Here is a 15,168-nt window from a genome sequence, read left to right on the forward strand (position 1 = left end):
ACAAGGGTGGCGGGGGGAGGCGGGCCCGCCCGCCGCATGCGGAGCGAACCTGATGGACGTGACCCGGCCGTTTCCCGGACATGGTCTTCGTCTGCGCCCGGTTTTGGTTGACGCAAGGTTGGCGGGCCAACAGACTACATCCTGCACGGCGGTAATGTCGGCACATTTCAATCGGGAGCAGAGAATGTATCGAATGGAACGAGGCTTCCAGGAGAAGCTTTCGGACGAGCTCATGCAGGTGCTTTACGACCTGAACCGCTGCGTCATCCAGTCCGGCGAGAAGATGGAAGGCTCTCTTTTCTATGGCCATTACAAGTACCCGGAAGGGGACAATGCGGAAATCCCCATCGATGGGACATTTCACAAGCGCTACAACGTACTCAACGCGACACGCGGCAAGACGCACATGCTCGAGATCGGGCTCAATGCAGGGCACAGCGCCGGTTTCGTCCTGGAATGCAACGAGACGATCAAGTTCACCTCGATCGATATCGCGGCGCACGCCTACACGCCGATCTGTGCCGATTACCTGTCGTCCCGTTACGGCTCGCGGTTCCGGTTTCTCAAGGGAGATTCGACCAAGGTCTTTCCGCTCCGGTATTTCGAGTTCACGGACGTCGACCTGATCCACATCGATGGCGGACACGGTCTGGACGTCTGCTGGGCGGACCTCGTTCACGCCGTCTTCCTCCCGAACACGTCCGGCAGGGTCAGGCACATCATCCTCGACGACACCGGCCACGCGCCGATCCGCGAGGCGGTGATCGAGTTCATCAACCGCGGGTATCTCGCAACGGAGAACTACAACAACCACTGGCAGGGATTTGGCGACATGTACCTGCGGGTCCTCTGACCGGAAGGCACGCCGTCAACGTGCACGGTCACCAATGTCGAGAGGGAGAGCAGGGCTCTGGAGCGGGTGAAGGGAATCGAACCCTCGTCTTAAGCTTGGGAAGCTCCTGCTCTACCATTGAGCTACACCCGCACAGAGTGCGGCAGAGGTAGCCAAGCCGGCGGCGCGCGTCAATCGCCTAATTGCGGTGACGGCGGGATGTCACCGCGCCGCCGCCGCCGCCCGACGTGGCCTCCGCGTCAGGCCAGCAGTTTGGCCTTCTCGACCTCGAACTCCGCCTCGCTGAGGATGCCCTGGGACTTCAGCTCGGCAAGGTCCTTCAGGCGCTGGATCTTGTCGTCCGTGAGCCCGCCTGCCTGGGCCGGGGGCGGGGGCGGCGCGTGGTCCGGCTGCGGTGCGGCCTGCGGGGCGGCGGCCTGTCCGCGGGGGCGGGACATGGCGTTGGCCGTGCCCACCACGACGGCTGTGGTGGCCGCGGTGCGGGCGGCTTGTCCGATGATGCCGGGGCGTCCGATCCTGCGTCTCATGGTGCTGTCTCCTGTCTGGGTGCGGTCAGGCCGAGGCCGCGGCGTCGAGCAGGAGCGCGCGCGCCTCCTGCACGACCGGGGCGGGGATGCGTTCGGACATCACCACGCGCCCGCCCGATTCGCGCACGCTGGTGGCGAAGGCGGCGACCCAGGTGTTTTCGAACAGCACCATCATCGCCGTCGAGTTCGCGGGCAGTTCGGCGGCAAGCTCCATCAGGTCCGCTTCCGACAGGAGCCCGTCCTCGTCGCCGGTGAGTCGCGCCAGCGCCTCGGCCACCTCGTCGTCGAGCTCCTCGATCTCGAGCACGGCGGCGGTGCCGTCGGCGTCCTTGGTGACGACCACGAGGTCGATGACGCGGATCAGCTCTCGGTCGACGAGGTCGAAGAAGCGGGGCGCCACCTCGCCGTTGAAGCGGTTGTCCGGGAACTCGATCATGACGAGTTCGACGGGGCCTTTCGGATCGGGCATGGTCCTGTCCTTTCGGGTTTCCGTAAGGTCAGCATTGCGCCGAGTTGGCCCGCGACACAACCATAAAGTGCGGCGTGACGCGGGACGCTCGCGTCGTTTGGCGGCCCGCCGCCCGTCAGGCGCGGCGCCGCCGTTTCCGCGCCCCGCGGTCGCCGTCGCCGCCGGTGTTGAACCCGACCTCGGGCAGGGCGACCTCGGCCCGCAGGTGCGGGAAGGGATCGGAGGCGTGGGGGATCGCGCTCGCGGCCACGAAATGCTCCTGGAAGCGCGGCGCGATGGCGGTTTCGACCTTGGTGATCTCGCGCACCTCCCGCTCGATCCGCGCGCGGGCGGCGCGGCTGCAGAGCGCAATCCGCGCGCCGGTCCCCGCGGCGTTGCCGGCCGAGGTCACGCGGTCGAGCGGCACGTCCGGGATCATGCCCAGCACCATGGCGTGCAGCGGCGAGATATGCGCCCCGAAGGCGCCCGCCAGCGTGACGCGGTCGACCGCATCGACACCGCGTTCGTCCATCAGCAGCCGCGCACCCGCGTAGAGCGCCGACTTGGCCAGCTGGATCGCCCGGATGTCGCCCTGCGTGACGGTGATCCGCGGGCCGCCCTCGGCCGTGCCGTCGTGGATCAGGTAGGCATGGGTCCGCCCCTCGGCCTCGCAACGCGGCGTGCCGGTCTGCTCGGCCGAGCCGATCAGGCCCGAGGCGTCGAGCAGCCCGGCAATGCGCATCTCGGCCACCGCCTCGATGATGCCCGAGCCGCAGATGCCGGTGATCCCGCTCTGCGCGGTGGCGGCGGCGAAGCCCGGTTCGTCCGACCAGAGCTCGCAGCCGATGACGCGGAACCGGGGCTCCCTGGTTTCGGGGTCGATGCGCAGCTTCTCGATCGCGCCGGGCGCGGCCCGCTGGCCCGAGGAGATCTGCGCACCCTCGAAGGCCGGTCCGGTGGGCGAGGAGCAGGCAAGGACGCGGGTCCTGTCGCCCAGCAGAAGCTCCGCATTGGTTCCCACGTCCACGACCAGCACGAGCTCGTCGGAGAGCCCCGGCTCTTCCGAGAGCGCGACCGCGGCGGCGTCGGCGCCCACGTGGCCCGCGATGCAGGGCAGCACATAGGTCCGGGCGCAGGGATTGATCGCGGTCAGCTCAAGGTCGGACGCGGCGAGCGCCATGGCCTGCGAGGTGACGAGCGCGAAGGGCGCCTGGCCCAGTTCGACCGGGTCGAAGCCCATCAGCAGGTGGTGCATCACCGGGTTGCAGACCACGACCGTCTCGACGATCAGCGCGGGGTCCAGCCCCGCGTCCGCGGCGATCCCGGTGGCGAGCCGGTTCAGCGCCTCGCGCACCGCCTTCGTCATCTCCCTGTCCCCGCCGGGGTTCATCATCGAATAGGAGACGCGGGACATCAGGTCCTCGCCGAAGCGGATCTGCGGGTTCATGACGCCGGCGGAGGCCTTCACCTCACCGGTGTCGAGGTCGCAGAGATGCGCCGCGATGGTGGTGGAGCCGAGGTCGATGGCCAGCCCGTAGAGCCCGCCCTCGTGCAGCCCGGGCCAGATGTCGAGCACCCGGGCCGGCCCGCCCCGGTGGTCGGCGAAGACCGCGACGGTGACCTTCCACCCGCCCTTGCGCAGGACCGGCTGGAGCTTGCCCATGAGCGAGAGCTCGGCCGTGATCTCCTCGATCCCCCATTGCTCGCGCAGCGCGCGGGCGAGGCGTTCGAAATCCCCCGAGGGTTCGTGCATGTCGGGCTCGGCCACCTCGACGAAATGCAGACGGGTGGCGGGGTCCATGGTGATCGCCCGGACCGCGGCGTCCTTGCGCACGACCTGTCGATGCACCTGGCTCTCGGGGGGCACGTCGATCACCACGTCGCCCAGGATCTGCGCCTGGCAGCCGAGGCGGCGCCCCTCCTTCAGCCCGCGGACCCGGTCATAGCGCGCCTCGACCGCGTTCCATTCCGAAAGCGCGTCGGGCCGGGCCGTGACGCCATGCTTCGAGAATTCCCCGAAGGACGGAGCGACCTGGCACTTGGAGCAGATCCCCCGACCGCCACAGACGGAATCGAGGTCCACGCCAAGCTGGCGCGCCGCGTCGAGGACGCGCGTCCCCGCGGCCACCCGGCCACGTTTGCCGGAGGGGGTGAAGATGACGAGAGGGTCTTGTGCCATGGTCCGCCGTTCTGCTGGTTGCGCGCACATTAGGGCCGCGGCCGGCGGGGCAAAAGGCGGGAAACGCCGCAATGAGGTCCATCCGCGCCAAGCGGTGCGGCGGGCTCAGAAGCGCAGGACGATCTCGGACTTGCGGACCTCGACCGCGATCCGGCGGCCGCGTTCGGTCAGAAGGGCGGGCAGCAGCGCGAACTGGACCTGCGCGGGCTTCACCTCGGCGGGACGCGCCGGGTCGGCCAGGGCCTGCCACAGCTGCGGGGCCGGGCGGTGCGCCTCGGCGGGCCCCGAGATCTCCCAACGGTCATCGTCGGCGCGGGTGACGGTGACGGTGCCGCCCTGCGGCATCGCGCTTTCGAAGCACTGCAGGGCGAGGAAGACCTCCTGCACGCGGGTCCGGGGATATTCGCAGACCGGCGTCCAGTCGAACTGCACCCGCGCGCCGGCGCTGATGGCCTCGAGGATCCCGGTGATCTCGGGCCGGCCCATCATCTGTTCGGGCGAGGCCAAGCCGAAGGCGACCCGCAGGAAACGGATGCGCGCATTGGCGTTGTCGACCGATTCCGAGATCAGCGCGAGCTCGGGCGTGACCGGCCTGCCATCGAGGGACATGAGCTCGATCCCGTTGCAGATCGCGCCGATCGGGGAGATCAGGTCGTGACAGATCCGCGAGCCTATCAGCGCGGCGAGATTGTGATTAGACTGCCACATGACCATCCTTTCGCATCACACGCCGGACACACTGAACAATGGAAGATCTCAACGCTCTGCTCGAACCCGGGATGAGGGTCACGCACCCGGACCGGCCGGACTGGGGGACCGGACAGGTCCAATCAAACATTGGCGGCAAGATCACTGTCAACTTCCCCGAGGCGGGCAAGGTCGTGATCGACAGCTCCCGCATTGCGCTCCTACCCGACTTTGGAGCATGATTATGGTTGCCAAATGGTTAATACGCACCGATTTGCCGCGTGCCGGCGACGCTGATCGGCGTCACCTGACGTCAGCCGTCGCGGTGCTCAGGGATTGAACAGGGGGAGGCGCTTTTCTACAAGCGCCGGACGACAGACCGCCGGAACCGACCTCATGCCCTCCAGACCTCTCGCCGAATCAACCGGAACGGGTGATCCCCGCTTCTCGGTTCGCCTCGCCCGGACCGCGGCCGAGGTGGCGGCCGCGCAGCGCCTGCGCTACCGGGTCTTCGTCGAGGAGCTTGGCGGCGACGGCGAGATGGTCGACCACGCCGCACGGCTGGAACGGGACGCCTTCGACGCCGATTTCGACCACCTCCTGCTCTGGGACGAGGCCCGCAGCGACAGGGATCCGCGCGACCGCGTGGTCGGGGCCTACCGTCTGCTGCCGCCCGAGGGCTTCGGGCGGATCGGGCGCTACTATTCCGAGGACGAATACGACCTCTCGGTGCTGCGCGGCTCCGGCCGGCGGCTTCTTGAACTGGGGCGGTCCTGCCTGCTGCCCGAGTACCGGGGCGGCATGGCGATGTGGCATCTCTGGACCGCGCTCGCGCAATACGTCCGCGACAGGGAGATCGAGGTGCTCTTCGGCGTGGCCTCCTTCCACGGCACCGATGTCGCGGCGCTGGCCGAGCCGCTCTCGCTCCTGCACCACCGCCACCGCGCGCCCGAGGCGCTGCGGGTCCGGGCCCGGCCCGCGCAGTTCCAGCCGATGGACCTGATGCCCGAGGACCGGATTGACCGGCGCCGCGCCATGCTGGCGGTGCCCGCGCTGATCAAGGCCTACCTGCGGCTCGGCGGTTTCGTGGGCGAGGGGGCCTTCGTCGATCATGCCTTCAACACGGTGGACGTCTGCCTCGTGCTGGACACCGCGCAGATGAACGCGCGGCAGAAGGCCATCTACACCCGCGAGGCCGCCACGTGACGCGGGTCTGGGCGCCGGATCCGGCGGATGGCTATCCCGAACCGGCCCGGCCCGGCGTGCTCGGCTGGGTCAGGCTGGTGCTGCGGGCGGTCCCGCTGGTGATCCTGAACTTCGGCGGGCTGGTGGTGCTCTACCTGATCCGGCTGGTGGAGCGGCGGATCCATGGCGTGCACCGCCCGGTGACCTCGCGGCTGGTGCAGGGGGTCTGCATCCTCTCGCTGAAACTGGTGGGGCTGCGGCTGAGCGTGCAGGGCAGCCCGATGCGCGAAGGCGGCGCGGTGGTGGCGAACCATTCCTCCTGGCTCGACATCTTCGTGCTGAACGCGACCAAGCGGATCTACTTCGTGTCGAAGGACGAGGTGGCCGGCTGGGTCGGGATCGGCTGGCTCGCGCGCGCCACGGGCACCGTCTTCATCAAGCGCGACCGGCGCGAGGCGAAGGCCCAGACGCAGGTCTTCCGCGAAAGGCTCGGCGCGGGGCACAAGCTGCTGTTCTTTCCCGAGGGCACCTCGACCGACGGGATGCGGATCCTGCCGTTCAAGTCGACGCTCTTCGATGCCTTCTTCGCCGAAGACCTGAAGGCGCATCTGCATGTGCAGCCGGTCTCGGTCATCTACCACGCCCCCCCGGGCGCCGAACCGCGGTTCTACGGCTGGTTCGGCGGCATGGGCTTCGCCGAACATATCGTGCAGGTGCTGACCCACGGCCGGCGCGGCCGGGTGGAGGTCATCTGGCACCCGCCGATCGCCGCGGCAGAGGTCGCGGACCGCAAGGCGATGGCCGCGGCCGCCGAACGGGCGGTGCGGGGCGGCATGCCGGAAGAGCGGCGGATCAGCTGATCGCGGAAAGCAGCGTGGCGAGCGCGGCCTTCGGATCGGCGCTGTCCCAGATCTCCTGCCCGATGCCGAAGAAATCGGTCATCGGGGCGAGCCGGGCCACGGCCTCGGCATCGAGCGCGCCTTCGGCCACCACGGGGATCTCGATCATCTCGGACCACCAGCCGAAGATCTCGTCCTCGGCACGCTCCGCCCCGGCGAGGGAGGTCGCGCCGACCGGGCCGAAGCTCACGTAATCCGCGCCGGCCTCGCCCGCGTTCATCCCCTCGTGCCGGGAGGCGCCGCAGAAGGCGCCGACGATCGCATCCGCGCCGAGCGCCTTGCGCGCCTTGCGGACGGAACGGGCGCCGTCGGTCAGGTGGACCCCGTCGAGGCCCAGCCGTTCGGCCAGCACGAAATGCGTGTCGATCACCAGCGCCACGTCGCGGGCATGGGTCACCTCGCGCAGCGCATCGGCGGCACGGCAGATCCGGTCCTCGTCATGGGTGGCGAGCGCAAGACGGACGCAGGCGACCTCGCGCGTGTCGAGCACGGCGGCAAGCTGCGGCGGGAAGTCCGACAGGTCGAACTCCGGCGGCGAGATCAGGTAGAGTTGCGGGGTGTCGGTCTCGGACATCTGGCGGCTCTCTCTAGGGTCGGGCCGCTATAGCGTGGCGTGGGGCTTTGCGAAAGGGGGTGTGGGGCCGGCGAAGGACAGAGGGGGCTTTGCCTCCGTCGCCGGATGGCGACAATGAAAGGACACAGGGGGCTCTGCCCCCCGTCGCCGGATGGCGACAAGGTCAAGAAAGAAAGAGGGGGCTCTGCCCCCGGTCGCCGGATGGCGACAAGGCCAGGAAAGAGGGGGCTCTGCCCCCGTCGCCCTGCGGGCGACTCCCCCGGGATACATGGACCAGAGGAAAGCAGGCGGCGCGCGCCTTGTGCCACGGGCGTGGCGTGGTATGAGGCGGGCGGATTTTTCGGAAAGGGGCGTCATGGTGCAGCCGGTCTTCGTTCTGGTGCGGTCGCAGATGGGTGAGAACATCGGCGGTGCCGCGCGGGCGATGTGGAACTTCGGTCTGGACCGGATGCGGCTGGTCGATCCGCGCGACGGCTGGCCGAACCAGAAGGCCGTCGCGATGGCGAGCGGCGCGGGTCGGCTGCTGGACGAGGCGGGGGTGTTTCCGACGACGGCCGAGGCGGTCGGCGATTGCGATTACGTCTTCGCGACGACGGCGCGGGCGCGGGGGCTGACGAAGCCCGTGGTGACGCCCGAGCGTGCGATGGAGGTGGCGCGCGAGAGGATCGCGGCGGGCGAGAAGGTCGCGGTGCTCTTCGGGCCGGAGCGCGCGGGGCTCGAGAACGACGACATCGCGCGGGCCAATGCGATCATCAACGTGCCGGTGAACCCGGACTTCGCCTCTCTCAACCTCGCGCAATGCGTGCTGCTGACCGCCTATGAATGGCGCCGGCAGGGGGTCGAGGTCGCGGCCGAGCGGGTCGAGCTGGCCGGGACCGACTGGGCGAGCCAGATCGAGATGGAGAAGCTTGCCACCCATTACGAGGAGCGGCTGGACGCGGCGGGGTTCTTCTTCCCCGAGACCAAGGCCGAGGGGATGAAGCTGAACCTGCGCAACCTCTGGTCGCGGATGCCGCTGACGCGGGCCGACGTGCAGATGCTGCACGGGGTGATGCGTCAAATGGTCCGGTGGAAGGAACGCGGGTGACGATCTTGCCGCCCCGTGCGCCCCGCCTTAGGTTGCGCGCCAGACGGAGGGCGGGATGAGCCAGAAGAGAAGCATTTTCGAAGAGGTCGAGACCAGCGAGAAGCCGCAGGTCCAGACCGGGGTGATCGACCGGGCGCGGCGCGGGTCGCGCGGGGCGGTCCGGGTCTGGCTGATGGTGCTCTTCGCGCTGGTCTTCGCGATGATCCTCGTGGGCGGCATGACGCGGCTGACCGACAGCGGGCTCTCGATCACCGAATGGAAGCCGGTGACCGGGGCGATCCCGCCGATGTCGGAGGCCGAATGGCAATCCGAGTTCGACAAGTACCAGCAGATCCCCGAGTTCCGGATCCAGAACGCCTGGATGGACCTCGCCGATTTCAAGTCGATCTACTGGTGGGAATGGGGGCACCGGCAGCTCGGCCGCGTGATCGGGCTTGTGTGGGCCCTGGGCTTCGCGGGCTTCCTCGCGCTCGGCAAGGTGCCGCCCGGCTGGAACCGCAGGCTGCTCTGGATCGGCGCGCTCGGCGGGCTGCAGGGGGCGATCGGCTGGTGGATGGTCTCATCGGGGCTCGAGGGGACGATGCTGGACGTGGCCTCCTACCGGCTGGCGATCCACCTGGGGCTTGCCTTCGTCATCCTCGGCTTCATCGCCTGGTACGTCTTCCTGCTGGGCCGGGAGGAGCGCGACCTGATGCAGGCGCGGCGAGCCGGCGAGAAGCGGCTCTTCGGTGTCTCGACGGGGTGGATGCATTTCGCCTTCCTGCAGATCCTGCTGGGCGCGCTGGTGGCCGGGATCGACGCGGGCCGCAGCTATACCGACTGGCCGACCATCGGCGGGGGCTTCCTGCCGCCCGATCCGCTGATGCTGGAGCCCGTGTGGCACAATTTCCTCGAGAACCCCGGCACCGTGCAGTTCATGCACCGGATGGCGGGCTATGCGCTCTTCGCCTACGGGATCTTCGCGCTGATCCGGGGGCGGCGGTCGTCGCATCCGGTCACGCGCTCGGCCTTTGTCGTGGCCTTCGTGGCGCTTCTGGGGCAGGTCTGCCTCGGCATCTACACGGTGATCACCGGGGCGCCGTGGCAGGTCGCGATCCTGCACCAGTGCCTCGCCGTGGTGGTCTGGGTGCTGATCCTGCGCGCGCGCTATCTCTCGCGCTATCCCGTGACAACCTCGATCCGCGGAGCCTGACATGATCAACGACACCCTCTCGGCCCTTCTGGACTTCCAGAAGGAGACGGAAGCGCTGGCGCAGGTGGCGGGCCGGCTCTCCTGGGACCAGGAGACGATGATGCCCCGCGGCGCCGCCATGCAGCGCGGCGAGGAGATGGCGGCGATGGAGAGCGTGCTCCATGCCCGCCGGACCGATCCCCGCGTGGGCGAGTGGCTCTCGGGGCTGGAAGGGTCCGAGCTGGACCCGGTGGCCGCCGCCAAGCTGCGGCACATCCGGCGAAGCTTCGACCGGGCGAACAAGGTGCCCGCGAAGCTGGCGGCCGAGATCGCGCGGGTGACCTCCGTCTCCCAGGGCAAATGGGCGGCAGCCCGCGCGCAGGACGATTTCGCGGCCTTCGCGCCGGTGCTGGCGCAGGTCGTGGCGCTGAAGCGCGAGGAGGGCGCGGCGCTGGCCGACGGCGGCGACGTCTACGACGCGATGCTCGACGATTACGAGCCCGAGATGACGGCGGCCGAGCTGGACGCGATGTTCGGCGAGATGCGGCCCCGGCTGCGGGCCCTGCGCGAGGCGGTGCTGGCGCAGCCTGAGCCGAAGGCGGTGACCGGCAGTTTCCCGGAAGAGGCGCAGCTCGCACTCTCGGCAAAGCTCGCGGGCGTCTTCGGTTACGATTTCGAGCGGGGACGGATCGACAAGGCGGTGCATCCGTTCTCCTCGGGCTCGGGCAGCGACGTGCGGATCACCACCCGGACCAATCCGGCGGATCCGTTCAACTGCTTCTATTCGACGATCCACGAGGTCGGCCACGCCTGCTACGAGCAGGGGATCGACCCGGACTATGCGCTGACCCCGCTCGGGCAGGGTGTGTCCATGGGCGTGCACGAGAGCCAGAGCCGGATCTACGAGAACCAGCTGGGCCGCTCGCGCGCCTTCGCCGGGTTCCTCTTCGAACAGATGCAGGAGGTCTTCGGCGACATCGGGATCGACTCTCCGGAGGCGTTCTATGCGGCGGTGAACCGGGTCCAGAAGGACTTCATCCGCACCGAGGCCGACGAGGTGCAGTACAACCTTCACATCATGCTGCGCTTCGATCTGGAGCGCGCGATGGTGGCGGGCGATCTCGCGCCGGCGGAGCTGGAAGGCGCGTGGAACGAGCGGTTCGAGAAGGATTTCGGCTATGCCGTTCCGCGTGCCTCGCTGGGCTGCCTGCAGGATGTGCACTGGTCGGTCGGGCTCTTCGGCTACTTCCCGACCTATTCGCTGGGCAATGTCTACGCGGGCTGCCTGCACGAAGCGCTCCGCTCCGACATTCCCGGCCTCGACGACCAGCTCGCCCGGGGCGAGACGGGCCAGGCGACCGGCTGGCTGCGCGAGCGGGTGCAGCGGCACGGCGGGCTGATGAAGCCGCGCGAGGTCATCGCCAGGGCCTGCGGTCGGGAACCGGGGGCGGGGCCGCTGCTCGACTATATCGAAGCGAAGTTCAGCGGCATCTACGGGCTGTGATCCGGCAAAGATGGGCCGGCTGTTCAGGCCGGCCCAGTTTGGAGGGCTTGACGGGGTAGACACGTCGAACCACCACGATCCGATCCGCTTCGGGGCGAGAGCTGGCCCCGTCGCCCGAGGGCGCAGGAGCGGATCGGCACCCGGCACCGCATGTCCGGCGCCGGGGATCTGCAAAACGTGAAATCGTTACATTACCCGCATCTGCCCGGAACCGGGCGGAGAGGGTAAGTCGCTGCGGCTCTCGCCGCTCCGTACCTTCCGCCCTGCAATCCGGACAGTCTTGCTGACCGATCTATTGCACGCATAGGTGGCGGCTTGAAGGTGGCGCCAATGCAATCTTGCGGTTGCAGAAAGTGGTGTCGCTCCCGTGCAACGGGCGGCGCTGCCCGGGCGTCGTCAGAGCGCCGGCGCGTTGGTGAAGCAGCTCGCGACCCAGTCCGCCACCGCCCTGAGCAGCGGGTCCCGGCGGCGGGTCTCGTGGAAGCAGAGGTAGAGCTGGCTTTCGATGTCGCGGCTCTCGGGGTCGAACCTGGCGAGCCCCGGTTCGCGGACGGCGGCGATATGCGGCATCAGGCCGGGCAGGCGGGTCGATTGCACCGTGGTGACGACCTCGGCCAGTGTTTCCACGCGGAAATCGGGATCCCGGCCGCCCATGATCTCGCGTGCCTTCTGCATCGGCTGATGCATCTCGTGCTGCTTGATGAGGCCGATCCACTTGCCGTCGCGTGGGCTGTCCGGGTAGGCGTAGACGTTCAGCCGCATCTTGCCCAGATACCGCACCACGAGCCGCCCCTGCGTCGGCCGGACCGGGACGAGGATCAGGTCGTTCTCGCCCAGGGCTTCGGTGAACATCTGCGAGTTGAACACCAGCGAGATGCCGGGCCATGTCTTCCTGAAATCCCGCAACTCGGGGTAGAGCAGGTAGGACATGATCGAGGGCGGGCAGCCGACCGTGACCTTGCCGGACGAGGGCGTGTCGGCTTCCCGGTTGGCGTTGAGGTAGGTGGCGATCTCGGCCTCGAAATTGGTGGCGCTGTCGATCAGGTCGGTGATCGCCGCGTTCGCCACCCAGCCGTCGGGGGTCTTGATGAAAAGGTCGCAGCCCAACGTTTCGCCGAGCCGCGCGAGGCGGCGCGAGACGGTGGCGGGGTTGGTGTCGAGAAGCCGTGCCGCCGCGGACATGCTGCCGGTCTTGTGGACCGCGATCAGGTAGCGCAGATCGTCCCAGTTCTTCATGCGTCCCGCCCGGTCTCGGAGGTCCGGGGCGGCCGGGGTCAATTCTCTTCGCCCGGCGCCTCGTCCGAGCCGTTCCCGTTTCCGTCCTCGTCGCCCTGTTCGGCGATCCGCGCCACCGACACGACCTCTTCGCCGGCGCCGGTGTTGAACACCTTCACGCCGCCGGCCGAGCGGGAGCGGAAGGAGATGCCGTCGACGGGCACCCGGATCGACTGCCCGCGCGAGGTGGCAAGCATGATCTGGTCGTCCATCTCGACCGGGAAGGAGGCGATGACCTCGCCCGTCCGCATGGATTTCTCCCAGGCCGTCACGCCCATGCCGCCGCGTCCCCTGAGCGGGTAGTCGTGCGACGAGCTGATATGTCCCGCGCCGCCCGCCGTGATCGTCACGATCAGCGTCTCGGCCGCCGACATCTCGGCATAGCGCTCCTGGCTCAGCGGCATGTCCGCGTTGCCTTCCTCCTCGTCGCCCACCTGTTCGACATCGCCCGCCATGGCGCGGCGCATCTTGAGGTAGGAGGCGCGTTCGTCGCTGTCCGCCCGGAAGGTCGGCAGCACGAACATGGAGGCGACCTCGTCCTTCTCGTTCAGCCGGACGCCGCGCACGCCGGTCGAGCTGCGCGAGTTGAAGACCCGCACGTCGTCGGCGCGGAAGCGGATCGCGCGGCCGGATTGGGTGAAGAGCATCACGTCGTCCTCGGCCCCGCAGATCGCCGCGTTGATCAGGCGCCAGCCCTCGGCGTCACCTTCGAACTTCATCGCGATCTTGCCGTTCCGCATGACGTTGGTGAAATCCGACAGCGCGTTGCGGCGCACGGTGCCCGCGGAGGTCGCGAAGACGATCTGGAGATCGCCCCATTCGCTTTCGTCCCGGTCCACCGGCATGATCGAGGCGATCGAGACGCCGCCGGGGATCGGCAGGATGTTGACGATCGCCTTGCCCCGCGAGGTCCGCCCGCCGAGCGGCAGGCGCCAGGTCTTCAGCTTGTAGACCATCCCGTCGGTGGTGAAGAACAGCAGCTGCGTGTGCGTGTTCGCCACGAAGAGCGAGGTCACGACGTCGTCGTCCTTCAGCCCGCCGCCCGACAGCCCCTTGCCGCCGCGCTTCTGGCTGCGGTAATCGGCCAGCGGCGTGCGCTTGATGTAGCCGCCCTGGGTCACGGTGACGACCATGTCCTCGCGCTCGATGAGGTCCTCGTCCTCCATGTCGCCGGACCAATCGGCGATCTCGGTGCGGCGCGGCACGGCGAAGAGCTCCTTCACCTCGCGCAGCTCGTCCGAGATGATGCCCATGATCCGCTCGCGAGAGCCGAGGATCTCGAGGTATTCGCGGATCTTCTTGGCCAGTTCCTGCAGCTCGTCGGTGACTTCCTGCACGCCGAGCTGGGTCAGGCGCTGCAGCCGCAGCTCGAGGATCGCGCGGGCCTGTGCCTCGGACAGGTTGTAGGTGCCGTCGTCGTTGATCTTGTGGGTCGGGTCGTCGATCAGCTTGATGTATTCGGCGATCGACCCCGCCGGCCAGCGCCGGGTCATCAGCTTCTCGCGCGCCTCGGCGGCGTCGGCGGAGGCGCGGATGGTGGCGACCACCTCGTCCACGTTGGTCACGGCCACGGCGAGGCCGCAGAGGATGTGGCTGCGCTCGCGCGCCTTGCGCAGCTCATAGGCGGTGCGCCGGGCGACGACCTCCTCGCGGAAGGTGATGAAGGCCGACAGGAAGCCGTAGAGCGTCAGCGTCTCGGGCTTGCCGCCGTTCAGCGCCAGCATGTTGCAGCCGAAGGAGATCTGCATCGGCGTGAAGCGGAAGAGCTGGTTCAGCACCACGTCGGGCGTCGCGTCGCGTTTCAGCTCGACCACCACGCGGACGCCGTGCCGGTCGCTTTCGTCCTGAACGTGGGCGATGCCTTCGAGCCGCTTGTCGCGGACAAGCTCGGCGATCTTCTCGATCATCGAGGCCTTGTTCACCTGGTAGGGGATCTCGTCGATGACGATGGCGTAGCGGTCCTTGCGGAGCTCTTCGACATGGGTCTTCGCCCGCACGATGACCGAGCCGCGGCCCTCGAGATAGGCCTTGCGCGCGCCGGAGCGGCCGAGGATCAGGCCGCCCGTCGGGAAGTCCGGGGCGGGCACGTATTCGATCAGCTGCTCGGTCGACATGTCCGGGTCTTCGATCAGCGCCAGCGTCGCGTCGATCACCTCGCCCAGGTTGTGGGGCGGGATGTTGGTGGCCATGCCGACGGCGATGCCGCCCGCGCCGTTGACCAGCATGTTCGGGAAGCGCGCCGGCAGGACGACCGGCTCGCGGTCCTTGCCGTCGTAATTGTCCTGGAAGTCGACCGTGTCCTTGTCGATGTCCGCGAGCAGGTAGTTCGCGGCCTTCGCCATCCGGACCTCGGTGTAGCGGAAGGCCGCGGCCTTGTCGCCGTCCATCGAGCCGAAGTTGCCTTGGCCGTCGAGCAGCGGCAGCGACATGGAGAAGCTCTGCGCCATCCGCACCAGCGCGTCGTAGATCGCGGAATCACCATGCGGGTGGTATTTGCCCATGGCGTCCGCGACGGGGCGCGAAGACTTCCGATAGGGCTTGTCGAAGGTGTTGCCGACCTCGTTCATCGCGAACAGGATGCGCCGGTGCACGGGTTTCAACCCGTCGCGCAGATCGGGGATCGCGCGGGCGACGATCACGCTCATCGCGTAATCGAGGTAGGACGTCCGCATCTCCTCGGTGATGGAGACGGTCGGGCCCTTCGGTGCCGCGGGCGGATTTTCTTCTTGGTTTTCAGGGGGTTCCGGAGTGTCGCTCACTATGGGGGCCTTGTCCTGAG

The 15,168-nt window shown here is 68.4% G+C and carries 14 protein-coding genes and 1 tRNA gene; 7 read left to right on the forward strand and 8 right to left on the reverse strand.

Annotated elements, in window-relative coordinates; genetic code table 11:
* Positions 1-193 precede the first annotated feature (193 nt).
* Positions 194-853, forward strand: a complete 660-nt coding sequence (locus Q344_RS26320) for a class I SAM-dependent methyltransferase (protein ID WP_028285671.1) — start codon at positions 194-196, stop codon at positions 851-853.
* 58 nt (positions 854-911) lie between these two features.
* On the opposite strand, the gene Q344_RS0104765 is transcribed toward Q344_RS26320, so the two are convergent.
* The 5 genes from Q344_RS0104765 to Q344_RS0104785 form a co-directional block, all read right to left on the reverse strand.
* Positions 912-985: transfer RNA gene (locus Q344_RS0104765), tRNA-Gly, on the reverse strand.
* A 107-nt stretch (positions 986-1,092) separates the two neighbouring features.
* Complete coding sequence (locus Q344_RS0104770; protein WP_028285672.1) at positions 1,093-1,380, reverse strand: SHOCT domain-containing protein; 288 nt, start codon at positions 1,378-1,380, stop codon at positions 1,093-1,095.
* 25 nt (positions 1,381-1,405) lie between these two features.
* Positions 1,406-1,849, reverse strand: a complete 444-nt coding sequence (locus Q344_RS0104775) for a DUF6325 family protein (protein WP_028285673.1) — start codon at positions 1,847-1,849, stop codon at positions 1,406-1,408.
* A 115-nt stretch (positions 1,850-1,964) separates the two neighbouring features.
* Positions 1,965-4,007, reverse strand: a complete 2,043-nt coding sequence (locus tag Q344_RS0104780) for an ASKHA domain-containing protein (protein ID WP_028285674.1) — start codon at positions 4,005-4,007, stop codon at positions 1,965-1,967.
* Positions 4,008-4,112: 105 nt separating this feature from the next.
* Positions 4,113-4,715, reverse strand: a complete 603-nt coding sequence (locus tag Q344_RS0104785) for a histidine phosphotransferase family protein (protein ID WP_028285675.1) — start codon at positions 4,713-4,715, stop codon at positions 4,113-4,115.
* A gap of 38 nt (positions 4,716-4,753) precedes the next feature.
* Here Q344_RS0104785 and Q344_RS0104790 point away from each other — a divergent pair, with 38 nt between their 5' ends.
* From Q344_RS0104790 to olsA, 3 genes are all read left to right on the forward strand, one after another.
* Positions 4,754-4,936 carry a DUF3553 domain-containing protein gene (locus tag Q344_RS0104790; protein WP_028285676.1) on the forward strand — a complete coding sequence of 61 codons (183 nt, stop codon included), beginning with the start codon at positions 4,754-4,756 and terminating at the stop codon, positions 4,934-4,936.
* A 154-nt stretch (positions 4,937-5,090) separates the two neighbouring features.
* Positions 5,091-5,900: an L-ornithine N(alpha)-acyltransferase gene (olsB, locus tag Q344_RS0104795; RefSeq protein ID WP_028285677.1), complete on the forward strand. Its 810-nt coding sequence runs from the start codon at positions 5,091-5,093 to the stop codon at positions 5,898-5,900.
* A complete protein-coding gene (olsA, locus tag Q344_RS0104800; protein ID WP_028285678.1) occupies positions 5,897-6,739 on the forward strand; it encodes a lyso-ornithine lipid O-acyltransferase in 843 nt (280 codons plus the stop codon). Before olsB ends, olsA begins: the two co-directional genes overlap by 4 nt.
* Here olsA and Q344_RS0104805 read toward each other — a convergent pair.
* The gene (locus tag Q344_RS0104805; protein WP_028285679.1) at positions 6,732-7,352 is read right to left on the reverse strand and encodes a thiamine phosphate synthase; all 621 of its coding nucleotides are present in this window, start codon (positions 7,350-7,352) and stop codon (positions 6,732-6,734) included. The genes olsA and Q344_RS0104805 overlap by 8 nt on opposite strands.
* A gap of 355 nt (positions 7,353-7,707) precedes the next feature.
* Between Q344_RS0104805 and Q344_RS0104810 the strand changes: the two genes are divergently transcribed.
* The 3 genes from Q344_RS0104810 to Q344_RS0104820 are packed head-to-tail and all read left to right on the forward strand — an operon-like array spanning position 7,708 to position 11,114.
* Positions 7,708-8,439 (forward strand): RNA methyltransferase, encoded by a 732-nt coding sequence (locus Q344_RS0104810; protein WP_028285680.1) that lies wholly within the window; start codon positions 7,708-7,710, stop codon positions 8,437-8,439.
* 55 nt (positions 8,440-8,494) lie between these two features.
* Positions 8,495-9,631 carry a heme A synthase gene (ctaA, locus tag Q344_RS0104815; protein ID WP_028285681.1) on the forward strand — a complete coding sequence of 379 codons (1,137 nt, stop codon included), beginning with the start codon at positions 8,495-8,497 and terminating at the stop codon, positions 9,629-9,631.
* 1 nt (position 9,632) lies between these two features.
* Entirely contained in the window at positions 9,633-11,114 is a 1,482-nt protein-coding gene (locus Q344_RS0104820) for a carboxypeptidase M32 (protein ID WP_028285682.1), read from the forward strand.
* Between the two features lie 396 nt (positions 11,115-11,510).
* On the opposite strand, the gene Q344_RS0104825 is transcribed toward Q344_RS0104820, so the two are convergent.
* Entirely contained in the window at positions 11,511-12,350 is an 840-nt protein-coding gene (locus Q344_RS0104825; RefSeq protein WP_028285683.1) for a LysR family transcriptional regulator, read from the reverse strand.
* Positions 12,351-12,388: 38 nt separating this feature from the next.
* Positions 12,389-15,148, reverse strand: coding sequence for a DNA gyrase subunit A (gyrA, locus tag Q344_RS0104830; protein WP_028285684.1), 2,760 nt, complete (start codon positions 15,146-15,148; stop codon positions 12,389-12,391).
* Positions 15,149-15,168: the final 20 nt, after the last annotated feature.

Source organism: Pseudooceanicola nanhaiensis DSM 18065 (genome assembly GCF_000688295.1).
In the GTDB taxonomy this organism is placed as follows: Bacteria; Pseudomonadota; Alphaproteobacteria; order Rhodobacterales; family Rhodobacteraceae; genus Pseudooceanicola; species Pseudooceanicola nanhaiensis.

Excerpts from the sequence above, each read along its gene's own strand:
- Q344_RS0104785 (WP_028285675.1), bottom strand. The coding sequence starts at position 4,715 with ATGTGGCAGTCTAATCACAATCTCGCCGCGCTGATAGGCTCGCGGATC.
- Q344_RS0104825 (WP_028285683.1), bottom strand. The coding sequence starts at position 12,350 with ATGAAGAACTGGGACGATCTGCGCTACCTGATCGCGGTCCACAAGACC.
- ctaA (WP_028285681.1), top strand. The coding sequence starts at position 8,495 with ATGAGCCAGAAGAGAAGCATTTTCGAAGAGGTCGAGACCAGCGAGAAG.
- Q344_RS0104780 (WP_028285674.1), bottom strand. The coding sequence starts at position 4,007 with ATGGCACAAGACCCTCTCGTCATCTTCACCCCCTCCGGCAAACGTGGC.
- Q344_RS0104790 (WP_028285676.1), top strand. The coding sequence starts at position 4,754 with ATGGAAGATCTCAACGCTCTGCTCGAACCCGGGATGAGGGTCACGCAC.
- Q344_RS0104775 (WP_028285673.1), bottom strand. The coding sequence starts at position 1,849 with ATGCCCGATCCGAAAGGCCCCGTCGAACTCGTCATGATCGAGTTCCCG.
- Q344_RS26320 (WP_028285671.1), top strand. The coding sequence starts at position 194 with ATGGAACGAGGCTTCCAGGAGAAGCTTTCGGACGAGCTCATGCAGGTG.
- olsB (WP_028285677.1), top strand. The coding sequence starts at position 5,091 with ATGCCCTCCAGACCTCTCGCCGAATCAACCGGAACGGGTGATCCCCGC.
- Q344_RS0104770 (WP_028285672.1), bottom strand. The coding sequence starts at position 1,380 with ATGAGACGCAGGATCGGACGCCCCGGCATCATCGGACAAGCCGCCCGC.
- Q344_RS0104810 (WP_028285680.1), top strand. The coding sequence starts at position 7,708 with ATGGTGCAGCCGGTCTTCGTTCTGGTGCGGTCGCAGATGGGTGAGAAC.
- Q344_RS0104805 (WP_028285679.1), bottom strand. The coding sequence starts at position 7,352 with ATGTCCGAGACCGACACCCCGCAACTCTACCTGATCTCGCCGCCGGAG.
- Q344_RS0104820 (WP_028285682.1), top strand. The coding sequence starts at position 9,633 with ATGATCAACGACACCCTCTCGGCCCTTCTGGACTTCCAGAAGGAGACG.